The 21,809-nt window shown below is 42.3% G+C and carries 19 protein-coding genes; 10 read left to right on the top strand and 9 right to left on the bottom strand.

Translation table 11 applies throughout. The annotated features are described in order from the left end of the window. Positions 1-11 precede the first annotated feature (11 nt). The 5 genes from AC23N5_RS18090 to tyrS all read right to left on the bottom strand — a co-directional run bounded on the left by AC23N5_RS18090 (position 12) and on the right by tyrS (position 4,980). Positions 12-308 (bottom strand): putative quinol monooxygenase, encoded by a 297-nt coding sequence (locus AC23N5_RS18090; protein ID WP_183971690.1) that lies wholly within the window; start codon positions 306-308, stop codon positions 12-14. Between the two features lie 21 nt (positions 309-329). Further along, on the bottom strand, positions 330-1,109 hold the full coding sequence (locus AC23N5_RS18085; RefSeq protein ID WP_487756664.1) for an enoyl-CoA hydratase/isomerase family protein: 780 nt from the start codon (positions 1,107-1,109) through the stop codon (positions 330-332). A 47-nt stretch (positions 1,110-1,156) separates the two neighbouring features. Continuing rightward, positions 1,157-1,795, bottom strand: coding sequence for a hypothetical protein (locus AC23N5_RS18080; RefSeq protein ID WP_229601251.1), 639 nt, complete (start codon positions 1,793-1,795; stop codon positions 1,157-1,159). Between the two features lie 71 nt (positions 1,796-1,866). Further along, positions 1,867-3,324, bottom strand: a complete 1,458-nt coding sequence (gene rpoN / locus AC23N5_RS18075) for an RNA polymerase factor sigma-54 (protein ID WP_183971693.1) — start codon at positions 3,322-3,324, stop codon at positions 1,867-1,869. A 351-nt stretch (positions 3,325-3,675) separates the two neighbouring features. Next, positions 3,676-4,980, bottom strand: a complete 1,305-nt coding sequence (tyrS, locus tag AC23N5_RS18070; RefSeq protein WP_487756663.1) for a tyrosine--tRNA ligase — start codon at positions 4,978-4,980, stop codon at positions 3,676-3,678. Between the two features lie 116 nt (positions 4,981-5,096). On the opposite strand from tyrS, the gene AC23N5_RS18065 reads away from it, so the two are divergent. The 4 genes from AC23N5_RS18065 to guaB all read left to right on the top strand — a co-directional run bounded on the left by AC23N5_RS18065 (position 5,097) and on the right by guaB (position 11,187). Continuing rightward, positions 5,097-7,007, top strand: coding sequence for a leucine-rich repeat domain-containing protein (locus AC23N5_RS18065; protein ID WP_487756662.1), 1,911 nt, complete (start codon positions 5,097-5,099; stop codon positions 7,005-7,007). Between the two features lie 90 nt (positions 7,008-7,097). Then, on the top strand, positions 7,098-8,444 hold the full coding sequence (locus AC23N5_RS18060) for a 3-coathanger stack domain-containing protein (protein ID WP_487756661.1): 1,347 nt from the start codon (positions 7,098-7,100) through the stop codon (positions 8,442-8,444). Positions 8,445-8,486: 42 nt separating this feature from the next. Continuing rightward, complete coding sequence (locus tag AC23N5_RS18055; RefSeq protein ID WP_487756660.1) at positions 8,487-9,581, top strand: hypothetical protein; 1,095 nt, start codon at positions 8,487-8,489, stop codon at positions 9,579-9,581. 133 nt (positions 9,582-9,714) lie between these two features. After that, positions 9,715-11,187, top strand: coding sequence for an IMP dehydrogenase (guaB, locus tag AC23N5_RS18050; protein WP_183971697.1), 1,473 nt, complete (start codon positions 9,715-9,717; stop codon positions 11,185-11,187). A gap of 75 nt (positions 11,188-11,262) precedes the next feature. On the opposite strand, the gene nhaD is transcribed toward guaB, so the two are convergent. After that, entirely contained in the window at positions 11,263-12,528 is a 1,266-nt protein-coding gene (gene nhaD, locus AC23N5_RS18045; RefSeq protein WP_487756659.1) for a sodium:proton antiporter NhaD, read from the bottom strand. A gap of 115 nt (positions 12,529-12,643) precedes the next feature. Here nhaD and AC23N5_RS18040 point away from each other — a divergent pair, with 115 nt between their 5' ends. Next, on the top strand, positions 12,644-13,579 hold the full coding sequence (locus AC23N5_RS18040) for a sodium:calcium antiporter (RefSeq protein ID WP_487756658.1): 936 nt from the start codon (positions 12,644-12,646) through the stop codon (positions 13,577-13,579). 32 nt (positions 13,580-13,611) lie between these two features. On the opposite strand, the gene AC23N5_RS18035 is transcribed toward AC23N5_RS18040, so the two are convergent. Together AC23N5_RS18035 and AC23N5_RS18030 are read right to left on the bottom strand one after the other, a co-directional pair. Next, positions 13,612-14,109 (bottom strand): hypothetical protein, encoded by a 498-nt coding sequence (locus tag AC23N5_RS18035; protein ID WP_183971699.1) that lies wholly within the window; start codon positions 14,107-14,109, stop codon positions 13,612-13,614. Positions 14,110-14,192: 83 nt separating this feature from the next. After that, a complete protein-coding gene (locus AC23N5_RS18030; RefSeq protein ID WP_183971700.1) occupies positions 14,193-14,978 on the bottom strand; it encodes a (Fe-S)-binding protein in 786 nt (261 codons plus the stop codon). 155 nt (positions 14,979-15,133) lie between these two features. Between AC23N5_RS18030 and AC23N5_RS18025 the strand changes: the two genes are divergently transcribed. Then, a complete protein-coding gene (locus AC23N5_RS18025) occupies positions 15,134-15,751 on the top strand; it encodes an inorganic pyrophosphatase (protein WP_028527154.1) in 618 nt (205 codons plus the stop codon). Between the two features lie 203 nt (positions 15,752-15,954). Here the strand turns inward: AC23N5_RS18025 and AC23N5_RS18020 are convergent, their stop codons facing one another. Beyond that, positions 15,955-16,809 (bottom strand): lysophospholipid acyltransferase family protein, encoded by an 855-nt coding sequence (locus AC23N5_RS18020; protein ID WP_487756740.1) that lies wholly within the window; start codon positions 16,807-16,809, stop codon positions 15,955-15,957. 186 nt (positions 16,810-16,995) lie between these two features. On the opposite strand from AC23N5_RS18020, the gene AC23N5_RS18015 reads away from it, so the two are divergent. The 4 genes from AC23N5_RS18015 (at position 16,996) to AC23N5_RS18000 (ending at position 21,809) form a co-directional block, all read left to right on the top strand. Then, positions 16,996-17,622 (top strand): WbqC family protein, encoded by a 627-nt coding sequence (locus AC23N5_RS18015; RefSeq protein WP_183971702.1) that lies wholly within the window; start codon positions 16,996-16,998, stop codon positions 17,620-17,622. Positions 17,623-17,785: 163 nt separating this feature from the next. Next, the gene (locus tag AC23N5_RS18010; RefSeq protein WP_183971703.1) at positions 17,786-20,311 is read left to right on the top strand and encodes an ATP-dependent Clp protease ATP-binding subunit; all 2,526 of its coding nucleotides are present in this window, start codon (positions 17,786-17,788) and stop codon (positions 20,309-20,311) included. Between the two features lie 157 nt (positions 20,312-20,468). Continuing rightward, a complete protein-coding gene (locus AC23N5_RS18005) occupies positions 20,469-21,215 on the top strand; it encodes a polyphosphate polymerase domain-containing protein (RefSeq protein ID WP_487756657.1) in 747 nt (248 codons plus the stop codon). A gap of 24 nt (positions 21,216-21,239) precedes the next feature. Then, on the top strand, positions 21,240-21,809 hold the full coding sequence (locus AC23N5_RS18000; protein ID WP_183971705.1) for a DUF4956 domain-containing protein: 570 nt from the start codon (positions 21,240-21,242) through the stop codon (positions 21,807-21,809).

Genomic DNA, 21,809 nt, shown 5'->3' with positions numbered 1-21,809 from the left:
AGCTCCTTTTTTTATGCTAACTCCTGCAATCGTTCGACGGAATAGGCCGTGGGCTTGTCCGCAAAGAGGACTTTGGTTTTGGCCCAAGTTGTTTTGAATAATTCAGAATCTCGGTACGCATTTAGGGCAGCTTCATCGTCCCAATAACTGTATGTTAGATAAACATTGGAGTGGTTTAAGTCGCGTAAAAGCTCTAGTCGATGGCAGCCTTGACGGGCTCTGATTTTTTCTTTTGATTGCTCAAAAACGTCTAAAAAATCAGCCACTTTTTCAGGCTGAAACGTCATTCGTACGATTCGGATAAGCATATTGATTCTATATTGAGGAAGTTATTTTCCACGATACGCGGCCTTGCGTTTTTGCAAAAAAGCCATAATTCCTTCCGCTGCGTCGTGCGTGCGGCCAAGTTGGTCTTGGTGGGTTGCTTCAAGCTCAAGCATTTGGTCGAGGGTAGAATACATGGCCTGGTTCATCACTTGTTTCATCGCCCCAATGGCTTTTGTAGGAGCATTTTGGTAATAAGAAACAATGTCGGCAAGTTCTACATCTAGCTCGCTAGCAGGCACAGCTTTGTGAATCAGTCCAATCTGAGCGGCTTCTATGGCAGATACTTTTCGACCAGTACTGGCTATTTCAAAAGCCTTTTGCATTCCGACCAATCGAGGTAAAAAGAAGGTAGAGCCAGCGTCGGGCATGAGGCCGATATTGACAAAAATTTGACTTAAATATGCTTCTTCGGTGGCTATAACAAGGTCGCAGGCCAAAGCAAGCGAACAGCCAGCCCCCGCCGCTACGCCATTGAGCCGACAAATGACGGGTTTGGGCAATGACCGTATGGCTAAAATAAGCGGGTTGTAGTTTTGTCGTAACGAATCCCCAAGGCTATTGGCGCCCCCCATTCCTTCTTTGAGGTCGGCACCCGAACAAAATGCTTTATCGCCAGCGCCTGTTATAACCACCACACGTACTGTTTCGTCGGCGGCTGTAGTTTCAATGGCGCGTGTCATTTCTTTTAACAAGCCTGCACTTAAAGCATTGTAAACTTGAGGGCGATTGAGCGTAATGCGGGCAACGCCATCGTTTACTTCGTAGGTTAAATTCTCAAACATGGTTTTTAGGTTTAGGATGAAGCAGAAAATACGTAAATGTAATAATCTCAGACAAACCACCAAACAGTTGCTAAACTTACCACCAAACCTAGCAGAACGCCCGCGCTAATTTGAGCAGGTGTGTGGGCATTGAGGTGAAGGCGTGCACTCATTAAAAGTCCTCCCAGTACGATTAACCCTAAAAGAGGATAGAGGAGAATGTGTTCTCCAAATTTGATAACTATACCAAAAGTAGCACCCAACAACCCACCAAAGCCAGTGCCGTGCGCGCTAATTTTCCAGTTTAAACTTATAATGGCGACCAAAGCGATGGAAACCGTTACACTGGCGAGAACGATGCTAATTTGGGGGGCTAACTCTGACAATTGGGCGAGTTGATACCGAAAAAAATACGTAGCAAAGCCGTAAAGCAACACTGTAATAAAATACGGAAGGCGTCGGTCGGCAAGATTATCTAAGTGGAGACTTTGAATATAACCTGCTCGGTATAAATAGTAAATTCCTAAGGCAGGAATCACAAAAGTAGTCATGCCCACAAACCCCAAAAGGGTAAGGCGAATGGGCGGGGAGAACATATCGACGCCAACAACGGCTGGTGTGGTAAAAAACAACATGCCCAACAATAACGTGGGCATCAGAAGTGGATGAAGCAGAACCGAAAGAGACTTAGCAAGTGGCGTATTCAAAGCGAATGTATCTGTTTATTGCCGACCTTTATTTTGATTATCACAAAGGTAACGAATAACAGACGATGTCACTATAATTGTTTGCGTAATCGTGCAACAGGTATGTTGAGCTGTTCGCGGTATTTGGCCACCGTTCGACGGGCAATGTTATAGCCTTTATCGTTAAGAAGTTTCTCTAACTTATCGTCCGAAAGCGGATTGCCTTTTGGTTCGTGGTCAATCAAATCTTTCAGAATAGACTTCACTTCACGGCTACTTGCGTCTTCGCCGTACTCAGTCGAAATCCCTTCAGAGAAGAAATATTTCAACGGATATACCCCAAATTCTGTTTGGACAGCCTTACTGTTGGCCACGCGCGAAACCGTCGAAACGTCCATTTCGATACGTAGCGCGATGTCCTTCAAAATCATGGGTTTTAAGCGGGTTTCGTCGCCATCTAAAAAGAACTCATATTGGTACTGTAAAATGGCATTCATGGTGCGTTGAAGCGTATTTTGGCGCTGTTTGATGGCATCAATAAACCACTTTGCGGCATCGAGTTTTTGCTTCACAAAAGTGACGGTCTCTTTGATATGTCGGTTGGATTTGTCGCTTTTGTCGTAGGTATCCAGCATTTCGGCAAAAGACCGACTTATGCGTAGTTCTGGTGCATTTTTTGAGTTGAGGTGTACTTCAAGCTTGCCGTTGTTGTTGTGAATCCAAAAATCGGGCAAAAGATATTGTGCTAAGCCGTCTTCGCCTTCTACTGAGCCAGGTTTTGGGTTTAGTTTTGTGATGAGCGAAATGACGCACTTCATTTGGTCGTCATTGATACCGAGGCGTTTTTGAATTTTCTCAAAATGCTTTTTTGAAAATTCATCAAAATAATCCTCAATGATTTTGATGGCATAGTTAACATAGATGTCCGAAGCATTTTTACGATCAAGCTGGAGCAACAAACATTCTTGCAAATTGCGGGAACCAATGCCTGGAGGGTCAAATGTTTGGATTTTTTTCAACACAACCTCCACTTCTTCCACCGAGGTATAAAACCCTTGCGAAAGGGCCAAATCATTGACAACAGCTTGCATAGAACGACGGATATAGCCATCGTTTTCGATGCTTCCCAACAATTGTAAGCCGATGACCGACTGGCGTTCATTGAGTTTCAAATACCCAAACTGTTGCTGTAGCGCATCTTGTAACGTATTGATGGTAGCAATTGGTACCTCCCGATCATCCTCTGGGAAGTTTCCATCGCTATACATTTTATAACCGCCATATTCGTCATGGTTGAGGTAGTCGTCAAGACTAATGTCATCACGGGTCGAATATTCGTCATCATATTCACTGTCAGATGAATCATCATAGATGTCATCTTTCTCGTTCATTTCCTGTTCTAACCCCTCTTCCAATGCTGGATTAATCTCCAACTCCTCCTCAATTCGGCTCTCTAATTCTGCCGTCGGAATTTGGAGCAGCTTGATAAATTGTATCTGCTGCGGCGAGAGCTTTTGTTGTAATGTTTGGTTTAGGCTTAACTTCTGCATGATAGAGTGGGGTTATAAAGCTTGTTCCATGCGATGTTTTTTGGATTATCGTCTGTTTACAGAAATAGCCTCTATCAACAGTCGTGCCAAAACTACATTTAACTTCTTTTTTTTGGTTGATTTTTAAAAAATATTTTTTGATTTAACTTTTTTTGGGAAGAAAATTATGTCTTTTGGGAGACGAGATAAATGATGTAAGTTGCTAGTAATGAGCATTTTGTGTTTTGGTATATATTTTACTGAATATTTGGTAGTTTATTGGACGTAAAGAATGCCAAAAAGTGACAAAGCCAAACACCTTTTTGGATGTTTGGCTTTGTAGAGGGGTAAAAAATGGTAATAAAAAGGCGCTTATTCGACCACGATTAAGTGATTTTTTTTGCCTTTAGAAACCAACAAAAATTTATTTTGTAACAACTCAAATGCAGGTTGTGCATTGGGGTCAGCGACTTTGGTTTTGTTGATGCTTACAGCGTTTCCCTGGATAGCCCGCCGTGCCTCACCCTTCGATGCGTATATTTCGTTGTTGGTTACTACCGATACTAAATCAGTGACGTTAGTACACTCAGCCAATGCGGTTGCGCTGATGACACTTTGCGGCACTCCATCAAATACCGCTTCAAATGTCAGCATATCCATGTTTTGAAGCGTTTCAAGGGTTCCTTTTCCAAAAAGAACTTCAGAGGCAGCTACTGCCATCTCATATTCTGATAATGAGTGAACTCGAATGGTCACATCCTTTGCCAAAGCTTTCTGCATAACGCGTAGGTGAGGAGCTTGGGCGTGTTCGGCTTCAAAAGCCTCTATTTCATCCTTTGTGTAAAGCGTAAATACGCGGAGCAAGCGCGAGCAGTCAGCGTCGGCGCAGTTAAGCCAAAACTGATAAAACTGGAAAGGAGAAGTTTTGGAAGAATCCAGCCAAACGTTTCCACTTTCGCTTTTTCCAAATTTTGTTCCGTCCGATTTTGTCACCAAAGGAGTTGTCAGAGCAAAAGCACGGTATTCGGCGGTTTCGTCGTTGTTATTTTCTTTTCGACGAATCAATTCTGTACCCGTCGTAATATTTCCCCATTGGTCCGAACCACCCATTTGCAAACGAACATCGTGGTGTTTAAAGAGCCAATAAAAGTCAAACCCTTGGAGTAGCTGGTAGCTAAATTCGGTGAAAGAAATGCCTGTTTCGAGGCGTTTTTTTACGGAGTCTTTCGCCGACATATAATTGACTGTAATATATTTCCCTGCTTCCCGTAAAAACTCAAGGAAACCAATGTTTTTGAACCAGTCGTAGTTGTTTACAATTTGGGCTGAGTTATCGCCGCAGTCAAAATCCAAAAACTTTTCAAGTTGTTTTTTGATACAAGACTCGTTGTAGCGAAGCGTTTCTTCTGACAAGAAAGCGCGTTCGGCGGCTTTTCCTGAAGGGTCGCCCACCATTCCGGTAGCACCTCCCACCAGAGCAAATGGCTTATGTCCGCACAACTGGAAGTGTTTTAGGAGCATAATAGTTGCCAAATTTCCGATGTGCAAAGAGGACGCTGTGGGGTCAAAACCAATATAGGCAGAGGTAATTTCTTTTTGGAGTTGTTCTTCTGTGCCAGGCATCATGTCGTGGAGCATACCACGCCAACGCAATTCTTCGATGAAATTCTTAGTCATTTTCTTGCAATCTTGACGGCTTATCTGTATTTTAGAGCCGCAAAAGTACGGGGATTTTTGCTTTGGTTGGCAAAAATGTTATGTTCTATCCACATCAATCACATAAAATAACAATCATGTTATCTCTTCAAGCTTGTTGTAAACGTCTTTGGTACGTATTTTTTCTATTCTTAGGTTTATCAAATGGATTACGTTCTCAGAACATTCCTGACGATAATTTTGCATTTGCTATACGAATAGCGTGCCCCACCTGTATAGATAGTAATGATAATCTGTTGGCACCTGCTCAGAATATAACTTTGCTTGATATGCGTTTGAAGGCCATTACTGATTTGACGGGAATTGAAGGCTTTACTAATCTTCGAACGCTTTATCTTGGTGAAAATTTGTTAACGGTATTACCAAGTTTGCCGCCGAAGTTGACTTACTTAGACTGTGAAGGTAATCAGCTGACTACCTTGCCCGCATTACCAAGTTCGATTTTTAATTTATACTGTAACAATAACCAACTTACAAGCCTCCCAGCTCTTCCGAGTGGGCTGGCTTATATAAATGTTAGTAAAAATAAATTGGTTAATTTACCCACATTACCAACTAGCCTAAAAGTTTTAGACTGTTTCAATAATTTATTGACTGCGTTACCAGAGTTGCCCAAAAGCATACAGAGTTTAAATTGTTCTAATAACCAAATCACGTGCCTTCCACTTATCCCTGCTTCGCTTCAGACTTTTGTGTATTCAGGAAACAGCATCACTTGTTTTCCGAATAAAACTAATTTAAATAGACCATTATCCGTTTGTGGATTACCTGACGCCAATTTTACACTTGCCATTCGAGATGTGTGTCCAGCGTGTCTTGATGCTTGTTTTAGATTAGTGAAGTCTGTTGTCGATACGTTAACGTCATTGAACATTTCCAATCATAATATCACTGATTTAACAGGAATAAACACTTTTAAATCGTTAAAAAGTCTTAACTGTTCAAAAAATCAACTTATTTGTCTGCCATCTTTACCATTAACCTTGACAACCTTGCAATTAGATGCTGATAAAATAAGCTGTATCCCTAACGGAAATGCAAACTTAAAAGTCTATGATGCCTCAGGAACGCTAATAACAACACTAGCTGCTTGTGATCGATTTATTCCTGATGAAAATTTTGCACAAGCTATTAGATACCAATGTCCTACATGTATAGATGATTGTAATAAACTTTTACCTTACGTTCAAACAGTCACGAGTCTAAACTTAAACTTAAGCAACTTTAAAATTAAAGACTTAACAGGAATTGAGTGGTTTACGTCACTTCAATACTTGGATTGTTTAAATAATCAACTAACATTCCTCCCAGCATTACCAAGAGGTCTAATTATACTTAATTGTGACAATAATTCATTGACGAGTTTACCCCAGTTACCATTGGGCTTAAGTGTGTTACGGTGCGAAAATAATCAACTAGAAGAATTGCCCCCACTACCTTCTCGTTTAACGAACCTCTTTTGCTCCAATAATCGATTGAGAGCTATACCTACATTACCTAGTAATTTATTGGTGTTAGCTTGTAACAACAATAAAATTACCCAACTTCCAGTTCTGCCATCAAGTTTAACGGGGTTGTTTTGTAGGAAAAATAATTTAATAACTTTGCCAAGTTTGCCTTCTAAACTTAATGCCCTGAATTGCCTTGAAAATTCACTTACATGTTTACCAATGCTTCCATCTTCTTTGGTTCAACTTTGGTTTGATATGGATAAGATTAAATGTTCTCCAAACACGGTCAGTGGATTGACAATTTATGATATAAATAACACTGCTGTACCAGCTCCACCACTTTGCCCAGCCTCAGTAGTTCACTCGTCTGGTACAATCCCTAGTGGCAATTATGTTGCGATGCAAACCGTGGAAAGTGGCGTAACAATATCGTCTGGAATTACAAGTTACCATGCGTCACAGTCGATCGTGTTAAAGCCTGGTTTTCAGGCAGTAAATAATACTACTTTTTCCGCAGAAATCCGAAAGTGTAATTAAAAAAAAAAAAACGAAGGCTTTCTTGGTGGTTTCTATTAACTTAGCCAATGCAATCGCATTTTGAGGGGCTTAGATACTCTATTTACAATTATGAAACAGCTTTGTACATTTTCAGAAAAATTAATTCGGCCAACTTTTGGTAAACTTTTTCTTCTGTTTTGGATGGTGGGTGCTTGTGCATACGCACAAATTGCAGTTCCAGATACCAATTTCGCAAATGCTATACGAAGTGCTTGTCCAACGTGTATTGGCAGTGATAATAAATTGTTGCCACCCGCAGCAGACATGAAAGGGCTAGATGTATCTAGCAAAGGCATCAAAAACTTAGAAGGAATTCAGGGTTTTACTTCGCTAGAAACGTTGATTTGTATTACGAATAGCTTAACCACCTTGCCGCCGCTTCCTTCTACACTAGTTTCGCTCTATTGTGATTTGAATAACTTGACGAGCTTGCCGACTTTACCTTCGGGGTTAGTCATGCTGAGTTGTAAGTTTAATAAATTAACCGCACTTCCATCGCTTCCTGGGTCGCTGACTCAATTGGCATTTAATAATAATGAGGTCGCCGTTTTACCTGCCCTGCCATCTTCCATGATTTATTTGGACGCGAATCGCAACAAATTAACATCGCTTCCAACGCTTCCAGCAAGTTTGCGGTATTTTAGCTGCACAGGCAACGAACTTACATCATTGCCAAGCTTGCCATCGGCACTTGAATATTTGAGTTGTTCAACCAACAAACTGACCGCTATTCCAACGTTACCATCGGTCTTGACTACATTTTATTGTGCCGATAACCTATTAACATCCTTACCCCAATTGCCTGCTAGTTTGACGCAGGTGCTGAACTGTGCCAAAAATCAACTCACAGCCCTGCCTGCTTTGCCTGCGGGCTTAAAAGAGATTGATTGTGGATTTAACGCACTTACGACACTTCCTACATTGCCGACAAGTCTCAATACTTTGGTGGCTGAAAATAATCAAATGTCTAATTTGCCGCCTTTTCCTGCGTCATTGTCAGTCGTTTATATTAAAAATAATCGTTTGTTAAGTTTGCCAGCTTTGCCCGAAAGCTTGTACTTTTTGAATATTCAGAACAACTTACTTACCTGCCTTCCAGAGTTGAAAAATGGCTCAATGTATTTATACATAGATGCGGATAAGATTACTTGTTTACCAAACATACCTGCCAGTATTATTGTATTTAATGCTTTGAGTATTCCAATTCCAACTCCGCCTGTTTGCCCAACTAACATTAATCATCCAACTGGATCAGTAGCGGCAAACTCGTATGTAGCAAAAGAAAAAATAGAAAGTACAGCTACACTCTCGTCGGGTAAAACAAATTATTTTGCTACCCAATCCATCACTTTAAAACCAGGTTTTGTGGCTTCGAATGCGACTACATTTTTGGTAGAGGTGCGCACGTGTAAGTAGAGAAATCTAAACTTTGGGGAATGGTGTAACAAATTGAACGTTATGAGATTACATTTTGTATTCCTCCTTTTTCTGGGACTATTTATACCTGTTTCAAAAAGCGAAGCACAAATAGTCCCAGACTCCAATTTCGCCCAAGCAATACGTATTGTTTGCCCTGATTGTATTGACAGCACAAATAAACTTTTGCCAGCTGCGGCAAATTTGAAAATTTTAAATGTTTCAGAGAAAAATATTCGCAGTTTGGCTGGGTTAGAGGGATTTGCTGGATTGGAACAATTAATTTGCAACGCAAATCAATTAACTAGCCTACCTGAATTGCCAACTACATTAGAATGGCTATTTTGTAGCAACAATAAAATTACGCAACTCCCAAAGCTTCCTGAATCGCTGCAACTACTTTTTTGTGCAGGAAATGAATTAGAGACCATACCAACTTTGCCTACTTCATTAATACGTTTAATATGTGGTAATAACAAGTTAAAGGCATTGCCTGAAAATCTTCCTGCTACACTAGATTTGATTGACTGTAGTAGAAATCAAATTACACACTTGCCTCAAATGGATTATATTCCCTATTTAAGATTTTTAACCTGCAATAATAACCAACTGAAACAGCTACCTAAACTATCTCAATTGTTTACGCTGAAATGCGCTAATAATCAATTAAAATCATTGTCTCGGTTGCCCGATACCATAAGAGAATTGGACTGTAGTAATAACCAAATCTCTTTTTTAACCAATTTGCCTAGGGTAGGGATATTGTTGAATCTTTCTTCTAATCAATTGACTTGTTTGCCGACTATCCACGTTGAATATTTGTTTAGACTTACCATTGATACAGATAAAATAAAGTGCCTTCCTAATGATTTAGGCACTATTGTAGTGACAAATCGTGAGGGAGTGCAAGTCCCTACTCCGCCCGTATGCCAAGAAAATTTGACCCATGCCACTGGAAATTTGGCAGCAGATACGTACGTCGCAACCAAGAAAATTGAAAGCGCTGCCCTGCTTCTTGAAGGGACTACGAGGTACCACACAACACAATCGATTACCTTAAATCCAGGTTTTTCAACGGCTGCTACCACGACGGCTGCTACCACCACTTTTGTGGCAGAATTACGTACGTGTAATTGAGCTAAACAGTGCCAGCCGAGGAGTAAAACACATTTTCCAGTCGCATTATTTTTCTGTTAATTTTGGTATAGATTTTCAATTCACCGAAATTTCTACTAATTTTACGCGGCAAATAAGGAATCGTTTATTTGCTATGCTCTCAGACACATCCAAATTCCTCTACGAGGCCCTCACGTACGACGACGTTCTGCTCGTCCCTGCTTATTCCGAAGTGCTCCCGCGTGACACAACCACGCAAACACAACTCACTCGAAATATTCGATTGAATGTTCCACTGTTATCTGCTGCTATGGATACCGTTACTGAATACCAATTGGCCATTGCCATGGCGCAAGAGGGAGGAATCGGGATTATCCATAAAAACATGACTGTTGAAGCCCAAGCTGCGCAAGTACGTAAAGTAAAACGCTCCGAAAGTGGGATGATTGTTGACCCTATTACATTGAACGAAGACGCTACCTTGCGTGATGCGCATCGTATCATGTCGGAGTTCAAAATCGGGGGGATTCCTGTGGTTGATAAAGACAGTAAATTGATTGGTATCATCACCAACCGCGATTTGCGTTTCCAAAAGGACTTGACAAGAGGTGTAGTAGGAGTGATGACCAAAGACAATCTTATCACGGCAAGAGAAGGTATCACGCTCGAAGAAGCTGAAAGTATTTTGCAAGAGTTTAAGATTGAAAAATTGCCTATCGTTGACAAACACCATAAATTGGTAGGTTTGGTTACGTATCGTGACATCATTAAACGTAAAGACCGCCCAAATGCCTGCAAAGACAGTCTTGGACGCCTTCGGGTTGGAGCGGCAGTAGGTGTAACGCCCGATTTGATTCGTCGCGTTGAAGCACTCCTTAAAGCGGGCGTGGACGTGGTAAGTATCGACACTGCCCACGGTCATTCATTGGGTGTCATTGAAGCGTTGAAAGGCGTGAAAAGCCAATTTCCTAATTTGGATGTATTGGTTGGAAATATTGCGACTGGCGAAGCTGCTCAGGCATTGGCCGCAGCGGGTGCTGATGGGGTAAAAGTAGGCGTTGGTCCTGGAAGTATCTGTACGACGCGTATCATTGCGGGAATCGGGATGCCACAGTTGACGGCTGTTTACGAAGCAGCCAAAGCCATTGAAGGTACAGGAGTTCCAGTGATAGCCGACGGTGGTATTCGCTATTCGGGTGATATTGTAAAAGCAATTGCTGCGGGTGCAAACACCGTCATGATTGGCTCGTTGTTAGCAGGAACGGAAGAAGCACCAGGGGAAGAAATTCTTTACGAAGGACGTCGCTTTAAATCATACCGTGGAATGGGTTCGGTGGAAGCAATGGAAGATGGCTCGAAAGACCGCTATTTCCAAGATGCGGAAGACGACATCAAGAAACTTGTGCCCGAAGGAATCGTCGGCCGCGTTCCGTACAAAGGAAAAGTAGCCGAAATCATTTACCAATTGGTAGGTGGTTTGAAAGCTGGAATGGGCTATTGCGGTGCAGCCGATATTCAAACCCTCCAAAAAGCGAAATTTGTTCGTATCAGTGCAGCGGGGATGAAGGAAAGCCACCCTCACGATATTCACATTGCGAAGGAAGCACCAAACTATACTACAAAATAGTTGGAAGCTAGTGGATACAAAAACGGCCACTTGGACTTGTTCCTTGTGGCCGTTTTTGATTTTAAAATCAATGAATTACATCATAATAAAGACCAGTGCTCCCGCTACGTAGCCAAGAAGTGCCAATAGACTGATGCGTTTGAGATACCAAAAGAAACTGATATTTTCCATGCCCATCACTGCTACCCCAGCTGCTGAACCAATAATTAGCATGCTGCCACCTGTACCGGCACAGTAAGCCAAAAACTCCCAAATTCGATGGTCTTGAGGATAGGTAGCCAAATCGTACATGCCCATAGAAGCTGCTACTAATGGTACATTGTCGATGACAGCGGAGGCAATCCCGATAATAAATACGATGGCGTCCAAATTCCCGATGGTATCGTTCATCCAAGCAGCTAAACCAGAAAGCGTGTGCGTTGCTTCAAGGACGCCTATAGCCAACAAAATTCCCATGAAAAACAAAATACTACTGGTATCAATTTTGCTCAACGCATGGGCCGCCGTAAAAGGTTTGCGGTCTTCTTCGTCTTTTTTGGAGTGAAGTACTTCGGAAACAACCCATACCGTTCCGAGCGCCAGTAAAACGCCCATGTAAGGGGGCAAATGGGTCACCGTTTTAAAAATGGGTACAAAAAGCAACATACCTATACCCGTAAAAAACATAGTATTTCGCTCAAAAGTAGTAATTGTGTCGTCGATGTCTTTTTTACGGGGTTTAGGCGGCTCAAGCGAACCTTTAAGGCGAAACGAAAGATAAACCAGCGGTACAATCAAAGAAACCAAGCTTGGAAGAATCAACATTTTCATGATATTGACGGCAGATACTTGTCCGCCAATCCAAAGCATGGTTGTTGTTACGTCGCCCAACGGTGACCATGCACCGCCTGCGTTGGCAGCGATGATGACAATTCCCGCAAAAAAGCGGCGCATATCGGTATCACGAATGATTTTTCGCAACAATGATACCATTACAATAGCCGTAGTGAGGTTGTCGAGTACGGCCGATAGAAAAAAAGTAAGAATGCTGATAATCCAAAGGAGGGTTCGGGTGTCTTTGGTATGAATGCGTTCTGTGATGACTCCAAAACCTTGATGGGCATCGATAAGTTCAACAATTGTCATGGCACCAAGTAGGAAAAAAGCAATCTCGGCGATGCTTGCTAAATGGTGTGATAACTCTTCTCCAACCTGGTGTGAATCAACCGAGCCAAATGCATACAAAGACCAACAAATCACGCCAGTGAGAAGGGCGGTTGCGGTTTTATTGATGTGAATACTATGCTCAATGGTAATGAAAATGTAACCGATAATAAAAATTGCAATAATGGTCGTAATCATACAAGCTAGTTGTTAGTTCGTATTCAAAATAAGTACATAAATCTTAAAAAGTTGTTAATTATTGGCTATTTTAAGGAAAAAGGCCGATTTTGCAACTTCCTAAATGCTTCAACACATGCTTATTAATTGGATTCTTGTCTTTATTGCAAGCTTGGCAGTGCTACTTGTAGCAGCCCGTTTTTTTACTACTGCTGCTGAAGCTGCTGGACAACTGCTCAAACTTCCAGCATTTGTTACAGGTATTTTTATTGTAGGTATTGGTACCTCATTGCCCGAACTTGTAACAGGATTTTTATCTGTTTCATCAGGTCATGCTGAGATTGTAGCTGGTAATCTAATTGGTTCTAATATTTCAAATTTGTTCTTGATTGTAGGTACTACGGCTTTGCTCAATCGTCGAACCATTGAGCTAGGCAAACGCTACATGATGATCGATTTACATTATCTTTTGGGAGCGGCTTTGGTTTTCTTCTTGTTTTTTCAAGAAGGTGTGTTGACTTGGAAAGAGGGTATCTTTCTTATACTTATCTTTTTGGTATATAGTATGTATTTGCTAAAAGCAGGGAATGAAGAAGAAGAGGAGGAGGCTTCGACGGAATCGTATTCGTGGACCAAAGTAGGGTTGATGCTGCTGGCATCAGGGGTAGGAATTTATGTTGGTGCGGATTATACCGTGATGAGTATTACTAAAGTGGCTGAAATTTTGGCAATCCCCTCTTCAATTATTGCATTGACCGTACTTTCGTTTGGAACGACGCTACCAGAGTTGGCCGTAAATTATTTTTCGGTGAAGAAAGGAAAAGCTGCGTTAGCCATTGGTAATGTAATGGGATCGTGTATCTTCAATATACTTGTTATTCCTGGCTTGGTAAGCTTTGGTGGAGATTTGACAGCTACTGGACAAGTACTTACGTTGGGCTTACCTATGCTGTTGGCAGCATCCGCTTTTTTTTATTTATTGGCACAGGATAAGCGCATATCTACCTGGGAGGGCGCATTATTCTTGATTCTCTACTGCGTTGTTATGGCCAAGACATCAGGATTGATTTGAGGCTAATGTCTTGGCTGATTTCATTACGACTCTTACGCTGTTTGTTCCTTAAAATAGCGTTTGAGCCAGGTATGGTCGGCGCGGGTTTTCCAGCGGCTCATCCATTGGGCTTTGGTCGCTACGGTATTGTCAAACACGGTTGTATTGGGTTCGATTTCTTCGTTTAAAACGGCATTTTTGATGGCGGAGACAGGAACGGTTTGGATATTCCCTTGCGCATCAAGGTAAGCCAAAGAGCGATCAAAAAAATCGACATTTAAACGAGGACCAATTTCTTGCAGCCAGCGCGTTGACTTGTCGATAGAGCAACCACTCGGCAAAGTTTCACTTTCATCCACCGCAATCACCACAAACCGATGGTGGAATATTTTCCCCGAAGCCGTAAGGGCTTCGCCGTGGGCTTCCCAACCTTCCAACGCGGCCTTGAGGGTTTCGGTAAGGGTTCCTACTTCGTCGTCAGTCAGGTTTCGATTGGCCTGATAAATCCAGACGCGAGCTTCAAAAGCAATATCGTGAAATGGTATGTACATGACAATTGGCGTTTATATGTGAGTTTTCTTCGACACTCAAAATAACGTTTTTTGTGGTTTTTTGAGTTCCGTTTTTATGGGTATTACATCGATTGCGCTACCAATTCTGCCAAATCAAAAACCTTCACTGACTCTTCTTTTTCTTTGTTTTTGACGCCGTCGGTCATCATTACCATGCAGAAGGGGCAACCCACGGCGATGGTTTCGGCACCCGTGGCAAGGGCTTCTTCGATGCGCTCGATGTTGATGTCTTTTTTACCTTTTTCGGGTTCTTTAAACATTTGAGCACCGCCTGCTCCGCAACAAAGTCCCTTTACTTTCGCACGTTTCATTTCCACCAAATCGGCATCCAATGCTTCAATAACCGCCCGTGGAGCTTCGTAGATGTCGTTGGCACGGCCCAAATAACAGGAGTCGTGGAATGTGATTTTTTTTCCTTTAAATGTTCCTCCACCTTCAATTTTTATTTTGCCCGCGTTGATAAGCTGTTGCAAAAACTCCGAATGGTGAATAACTTCGTACGTTCCGCCGAGGGCAGGGTATTCGTTTTTGAGGGTATTGAAACAGTGTGGACAAGCCGTCACTATTTTTTTTACGCCGTACATATCGAGTACTTGAATATTGGCCATGGCTTGCATCTGAAAGGTGAACTCGTTGCCCGCCCGTCGTGCAGGGTCGCCTGTGCAGCCTTCTTCAGTACCCAAAACGGCAAATTTTACCCCAACGGCATTTAAAATTTTGACAAATGCGACTGTCACTTTTTTATAACGGTCATCAAATGACCCCGCACAGCCTACCCAGAAAAGTACTTCGGGGGTTTCTCCACTTGCGGCCATTTCGGCCATGGTTGGTACTTTGATTTCAGACATTGGATTGGTTCGTAGGTTTGATGAAAAGTGGTTTTTCGGTGATTCTATGTTGCAAAATCTACATTTTTATTAAAAACTCAAAACCATTGCCAAGGGTTGATTACATTTGCTATTGATAATGAGAGAATCGTCACTAACCAAAAATAATAATAAACTTGAAAAGCGTTTATAAGTCTCACCCTTGGCATGGTATTCCCATCGGTGAAAATGCCCCAGAAACTTTAACGGCCTTTATTGAAATTGTACCTACGGATACGGTTAAGTACGAAATCGACAAAACAACGGGTTATCTGAAAATTGACCGCCCGCAAAAATATTCTAACATCGTTCCTGCCCTTTATGGTTTTGTTCCAAAAACCTACTGCGGCGATACTATTGCTGAATATGCCCGTCAGCAGTCGGGACGTAATGACATCAAAGAAGGCGACGGCGACCCGTTGGATATTTGTGTGTTAAGCGAAAGCAACATCCCTCACGGTGACATCATTTGCCAAGCGATTCCTATTGGTGGCTTGCGTTTGATTGACAAAGGTGAAGCTGATGATAAAATCATTGCGGTGTTGAAAGATGATTTGCTCTACAGCAAATACCGCGACATTAGCGAGCTTCCTCGTAGCGTAGTTAACCGTCTTCAACACTACTTCTTGACTTACAAAAACTTGCCAGGCGAACCAATGACTTGCGAAATCGCCAATGTATATGGTCGAGAAGAAGCGCATCAAGTGATTCGTAACTCGGTAACGGATTATTTGAACAACTTTGGTATGCTTTAATTTATAACCCTTCCAAGTTTCGGTTTCTGCGAATAAAAAACTTGGAAGGGTTTTTTGTACAGGTTGTAAGCAACCCTTTTCACGGAAACCCTTCCAAGTTTCGATTTCTGCGAATACGTAAACTTGGAAGGGTTTTTTGCGGGTTGTGAGCAACCCTCTTCACGGAACGGTTAACTTGTAACGAATGTAAACTTGGAAGGGTTTTATTTTCGTTTGTGTTTCCAGCGATTGTGCGACCAGAGCCAATCCGACGGATGTTGGCGAATACTTTCTTCTAATTTACTCTTATACATTTCCGTAATACTTCCCTCCGAAAGCGACTGATAGGGCGGCAGGCCAATAAGCTGAAAAGAAACCGCATAATAACCGCGTCGTTTTCGATAAATATCCGCAAAAACGATGGGCATTTCGGTCGCCCGTGCGATTTTTTCTGTTCCAGGGAAAAAAGCGGTATCTTGATGCAAAAACGAAAACCAATGTGCGTGTTCAGGAGAGTGGGGCGATTGGTCCGCTACAAGTCCAATGAGCCTTGGTAGGTGTTTTCTGGTAACAATTTCGCGCATCAACCGTGGCATCGGAATCAGGTGAACCCCAAACGATGCGCGTAAAGACTGCATAAATTTATCAGATTTTTCATTGGTCAACGTTTTATAAACGGCATCTACAGGAATTCCGCGCGTTGTCAAACTTGCGGGAACCCATTCCCAGTTGGCCGTATGCGCTCCAAACGATAAAAAAGGCTGATTTTTAGCAATAAAACCCTGTAATAGCTCAATGTTTTGAACTTCTACTCGCTGTTGTATTTCAGTTGCGGAAAGGTGAGGAAGTTTGAGCGTTTCTACGAAAATATCGGCTAAATGTTGGTAAAATTTTCGGGCAATTTGCTTGATTTCCTGCGACGATTTTTCAGGAAATGCGTGTTGAAGATGCTTGAAAACGAGTTTTTTGCGGTAACCGACAACATAATAAAGCAGAAAATACACAAAATCTGACAATAGATACAGCACCGACAGAGGTAAATACCCCATCCAACTCAAAAATCTCATGGCCAATAATATAAGGTGGAAACTTGTTTGATTAGCACAAATGTAAAAAGCTTTACTACGTAATCAAATACAGAAAATTTGTACTTTCCTTACTTACTGTGCCCGTTTAAGGGCTTTTTGTAAATTTTTTTGTGATTTTTTTGATAATATTACTCAAATTGCTTTACTTACATAATCACATTTATTTAAGTAAAAGCATTGTCAGTACGAATAGAGTTACAATATTTACCGAGTCTCGATTATTTTGCCTGTTTATTGAAATACGGTGAAGTGTCGTTGGAAGCTCAGGAGCATTTTGTGAAACAAACTTACCGAAATCGGTGTCACATTTTGGCCGCTAACGGTGTTGATACGCTCATTGTTCCCGTGATTCATTCAGCGCCCAAAATGCCGATTCGTGAAGTGAAAATTGATTATTCGCAAGGTTGGGTACGGCGGCATTGGGGGGCAATTGTGGCGGCCTATGGGAAAGCACCCTATTTTGAATATTTTGGAAGCGATTTTGAACGAGTGTATCTCAAAAAGCCTAATTTTTTGTTTGACCTTAATTGGGAGTTGCTGACAATCTGTCTGAAATTACTACGGCAAAAACCGACAATACGGCTGACAGAGGTGTTTGAAACGAGTCTTCCTGAGGGGCATTTTGACGCACTGTCACAGATTTCCCCCAAAAATCCATCGGGGCACAACATTTTCAGTAAACCCGTTGTTTATCAACAAAATTTCGGAACTGAGTTTGTTCCTAATTTGAGTATTCTTGACTTGCTGATGTGCCAAGGAGCAGATGCAACGCGTTTGCTGAAACAGTCGGTAATGGTGGAATGAAAAACACACTATTTTTGTATATAATTTGGACACCTATTTTCTGTTAAAAAAAGGAGGAAACAAAAGAAAAAAAGGGGAATTTAATGAATTACGTCGTCGATTACGTTTTTTTTTCTAAAAAAACTAACCTACCTTACGTTTCACAACAGCTTAACTCCAACGAATGGAAGCAAAATTTTCAAATCGCGTAAAAGAAGTCATCGGATTCAGCCGTGAGGAAGCCCTCCGTTTGGGACATGATTATATCGGTACAGAGCATCTCGTTTTGGGGATGATCAGAGAGGGTGAGGGCGTGGCATTGGCCCTGTTAAAAAAACTGGGCGTTTCGTTGGACGAATTGCGCGTGACAATTGAGCAAGTTACCAAAGGAACCGCGACCAACAATATCAAAAACTTGGCCAACATTCCTTTGACCCGCCAGTCGGAGAAGGTGTTGAAAATAACCTACTTAGAAGCAAAAATTTTTAAAAGCCCACTCATTGGCACGGAGCACCTACTCCTGTCCATTCTGCGTGACCCAGATAATTTGGCCTCGCAGATTTTAGCCAAGTTTAATGTTAACTACGAAATCGTTAAGGAAATGTTAGAGTATCAATCATCAGGCACCAAACCCCACGCGGGTCCCGATACTGAGGACGACGATGAACGGAGCATGTTCAGCGGCGGTTCGCAGCAAGGAAAAGACCCCAAAAGTGCCGAAAAGTCGCGTACACCAGTATTAGACAATTTCGGCCGTGACCTTACGAAGATGGCCGAATTGGGTAAGTTAGACCCGATTGTAGGCCGTGAAAAAGAAATCGAACGTGTAGCCCAAGTACTTAGCCGCCGTAAGAAAAACAACCCAGTTCTCATTGGAGAACCTGGCGTTGGTAAAACGGCGATTGCCGAAGGTTTGGCACTTAGAATTGTACAAAAGAAAGTATCGCGTGTGCTGTTTGGCAAACGCGTTGTGACGCTTGACCTTGCTTCGCTCGTGGCAGGTACCAAATACCGTGGCCAGTTTGAAGAGCGTATGAAAGCCGTGATGAACGAATTAGAAAAATCGCCCGAAGTGATTTTGTTCATCGACGAGTTGCATACCATTGTAGGCGCAGGGGGGGCATCGGGTTCATTGGATGCTTCCAATATGTTCAAGCCAGCGTTAGCTCGGGGCGACATCCAATGTATTGGTGCTACCACGCTCGACGAATACCGTCAATACATTGAGAAAGACGGCGCTTTGGCCCGTCGTTTCCAAATTGTGATGGTGGACGCGCCAAGCGTAGAGGAAACGATTGAAATCCTCAATAATATCAAAGATAAGTACGAAGATCACCACCACGTAAACTATACCGACGAGGCCATAGCGCAAGCGGTGAAATTGTCGGAACGATACATTACCGACCGTTTCTTGCCCGATAAAGCCATCGACGTATTGGACGAGGTAGGTGCGCGCGTACACATCAGCAACATCACCGTACCAGAAGACATTGTGGTGTTGGAACAACAAATCGAGGAGGTGAAGAAACAGAAAAACCTCGTCGTGAAAAGCCAGAAGTACGAAGAAGCTGCGCAACTCCGCGACCGCGAGAAGAAGCTTCTTGACCAACTCGATCGTGCGAAGATTGCGTGGGAAGAGGAAACCAAAAAGCGTCGCTATACCGTAACGGACGATAACGTGGCGGAAGTAGTAGCGATGATGACGGGAATTCCAGTAAACCGCGTGGCTCAAAACGAAGGTCAGAAGTTGTTGGGAATGGCCGACGAACTCAAAGCGAAAGTGATTGGTCAAAATAGCCCCATCGAAAAATTGACTAAAGCCATTCAGCGTACCCGAGTAGGTTTGAAAGACCCTAAAAAGCCAATTGGTTCGTTTATTTTCTTAGGCCCAACGGGAGTAGGAAAAACGGAATTGGCCAAAGTACTTTCGACTTACCTTTTCGATAAAGACGATTCGTTGGTGCGCATTGATATGAGCGAATACATGGAGAAATTCAGCGTATCTCGCCTCATCGGAGCGCCTCCAGGCTACGTTGGGTACGAAGAAGGTGGACAGTTGACGGAGAAAATTCGCCGTAAGCCTTACAGCGTCGTATTGTTGGACGAAATTGAGAAAGCACACCCTGATGTGTTTAACCTCTTACTCCAAGTACTCGACGATGGTATTTTGACGGATGGTTTGGGTCGTCGTGTGGATTTCCGCAATACGATTATTATTATGACGTCAAACATTGGGGTACGTGATTTGAAAGACTTCGGCTCGGGTATTGGGTTTGCTACCAAAGCAAAAACCGAAAACCAAGACGATATGATGAAAACCACGATTCAGAATGCTTTGAGAAAAGCATTTTCTCCCGAGTTTTTGAACCGTTTGGACGATGTGATTGTGTTTAATACGCTTCAACGCGAAGACATTCATCGCATCATCGACATCTCGTTGGGTAAACTTTTCAATCGTATCACTACTTTGGGATATAAAGTTGAGTTGACTGAGAAAGCAAAAGACTTTTTGTCAGAAAAAGGATATGACCAACAGTACGGTGCGCGTCCGCTCAATCGTGCCATCCAAAAATACCTTGAAGACCCCGTTGCGGAAGAAATTCTCAAGGGCGATCTTCGCGAAGGAGACACATTATTGGCTGACCATGAAGATGGAAGCGATAATCTCGTGATTACGGTGAAGAAAAAAGAGGAAGAAGTGATTAACTAATCGCTTGAATCTTAGCGGAAACGCAATTTTCTTGAAAAATATATAGTGAAAAAACCAAAAAGGGTACGGTCTTTGATTGTACCCTTTTTGGTTTTATAATGTACTAGGCTATTGTGTAGAGGTTTGCTCACAACCCGATTGATTTACTATTAAATGTATGATTGAACGTTTTCTTGATTCATTTTCTAAGATTTCGCTCAACGATATGGAATCAACGCGTTTGATGAACCGTATCGACTTTAAATACATGTTTCGTAAAGATGATTTGGGCGATGTACTAGCACAATTGCAACCCTATTACCACGTTTTGCGGATGAGTTCCAAAACGGTTTTTCGTTACGATACCCTTTATTTTGACACACCCGAACGCTTGTTCTACCACCAGCATTTGCACGGAAAGCTCAATCGATACAAAGTGCGAGCTAGGCGATATGTTGACACCGACGCACAGTTTTTGGAAGTAAAATTAAAGGACAATAAGCGACGAACCATAAAAAAACGGATTGCCATCGAAGAGTTGTCCCTGGATTTGTGCCCAACCAGTACAGATTTTTTGGATAATGTAGCGGGCGAATTTTCAGCAATGACCCTAGAACCAACGGTTTGGGTGTATTATCACCGATTTACGCTGGTGAATAAAACCTGCCCTGAGCGCGTCACGTTTGACCTCAATATGTGGTTTCGTTGGCAAGACCAATCTGGAATTTACCCGCATATTGTGGTGGCAGAAGCGAAGCAGCGTACGTATTTTCAAAGTCCTTTTACCCTGTTGATGAGGGATTTGGGCATTCGAGAAGGGGGATTGAGCAAATATTGCTTGGGTTTGATGAGCGTTGAACCAGGCATAAAGGCAAATCTTTTTAAACCCATGTACTCAAAAATCCATCGATTAAACGAATATTGAAACACCACGGATACCTAACTCATTATGTCGAACGATTTACCATACGAACTGTTTTTTCAACTTGGCCTTGATTTGATGAGCATGGCCATTTTGCTACGTTTGATTTATTTTCCAATCTATCGCAACACTGAGTTTGTCTTTACTTTTCTCATTTTCAACCTTATTATCTTTTCGGTTACGTATTTGCTGAACAAGGTGGAGGTATCGATGGGGGCGGCTTTTGGGTTGTTTGCGGTGTTTTCGATGCTAAGGTATCGAACGGAGGGTATTTCGACTCGGAATATGACGTACCTGTTTTTGGTCATTGCCTTAGGGCTAATTCACGGCATTTCGACCAATTCAGCAGGTATTACGGCCATCATAACGACGCTGTTGTTGTTGTTGACGTTTATTCTTGAAAGCAATTTCTTGTACCGTCGCCAATCGATGAAAGAGATTATGTACGATAAAATCTCGTTGACGGCCAAGTGTCACCGACAAGCGCTGATTGAAGATTTGCAAGAGCGAACGGGCTTGCGAATCATTCGGGTAGAGGTAGAAAAACTCGATTTTTTGCGAGACATGGCTTATCTTCGGGTGTATTATTACGAATAA

The organism is Runella sp. R5_40 (genome assembly GCF_057652295.1).
Note: the sequence above shows the minus strand (reverse complement) of the source record. Positions and strands in the feature narration are given on the sequence as shown.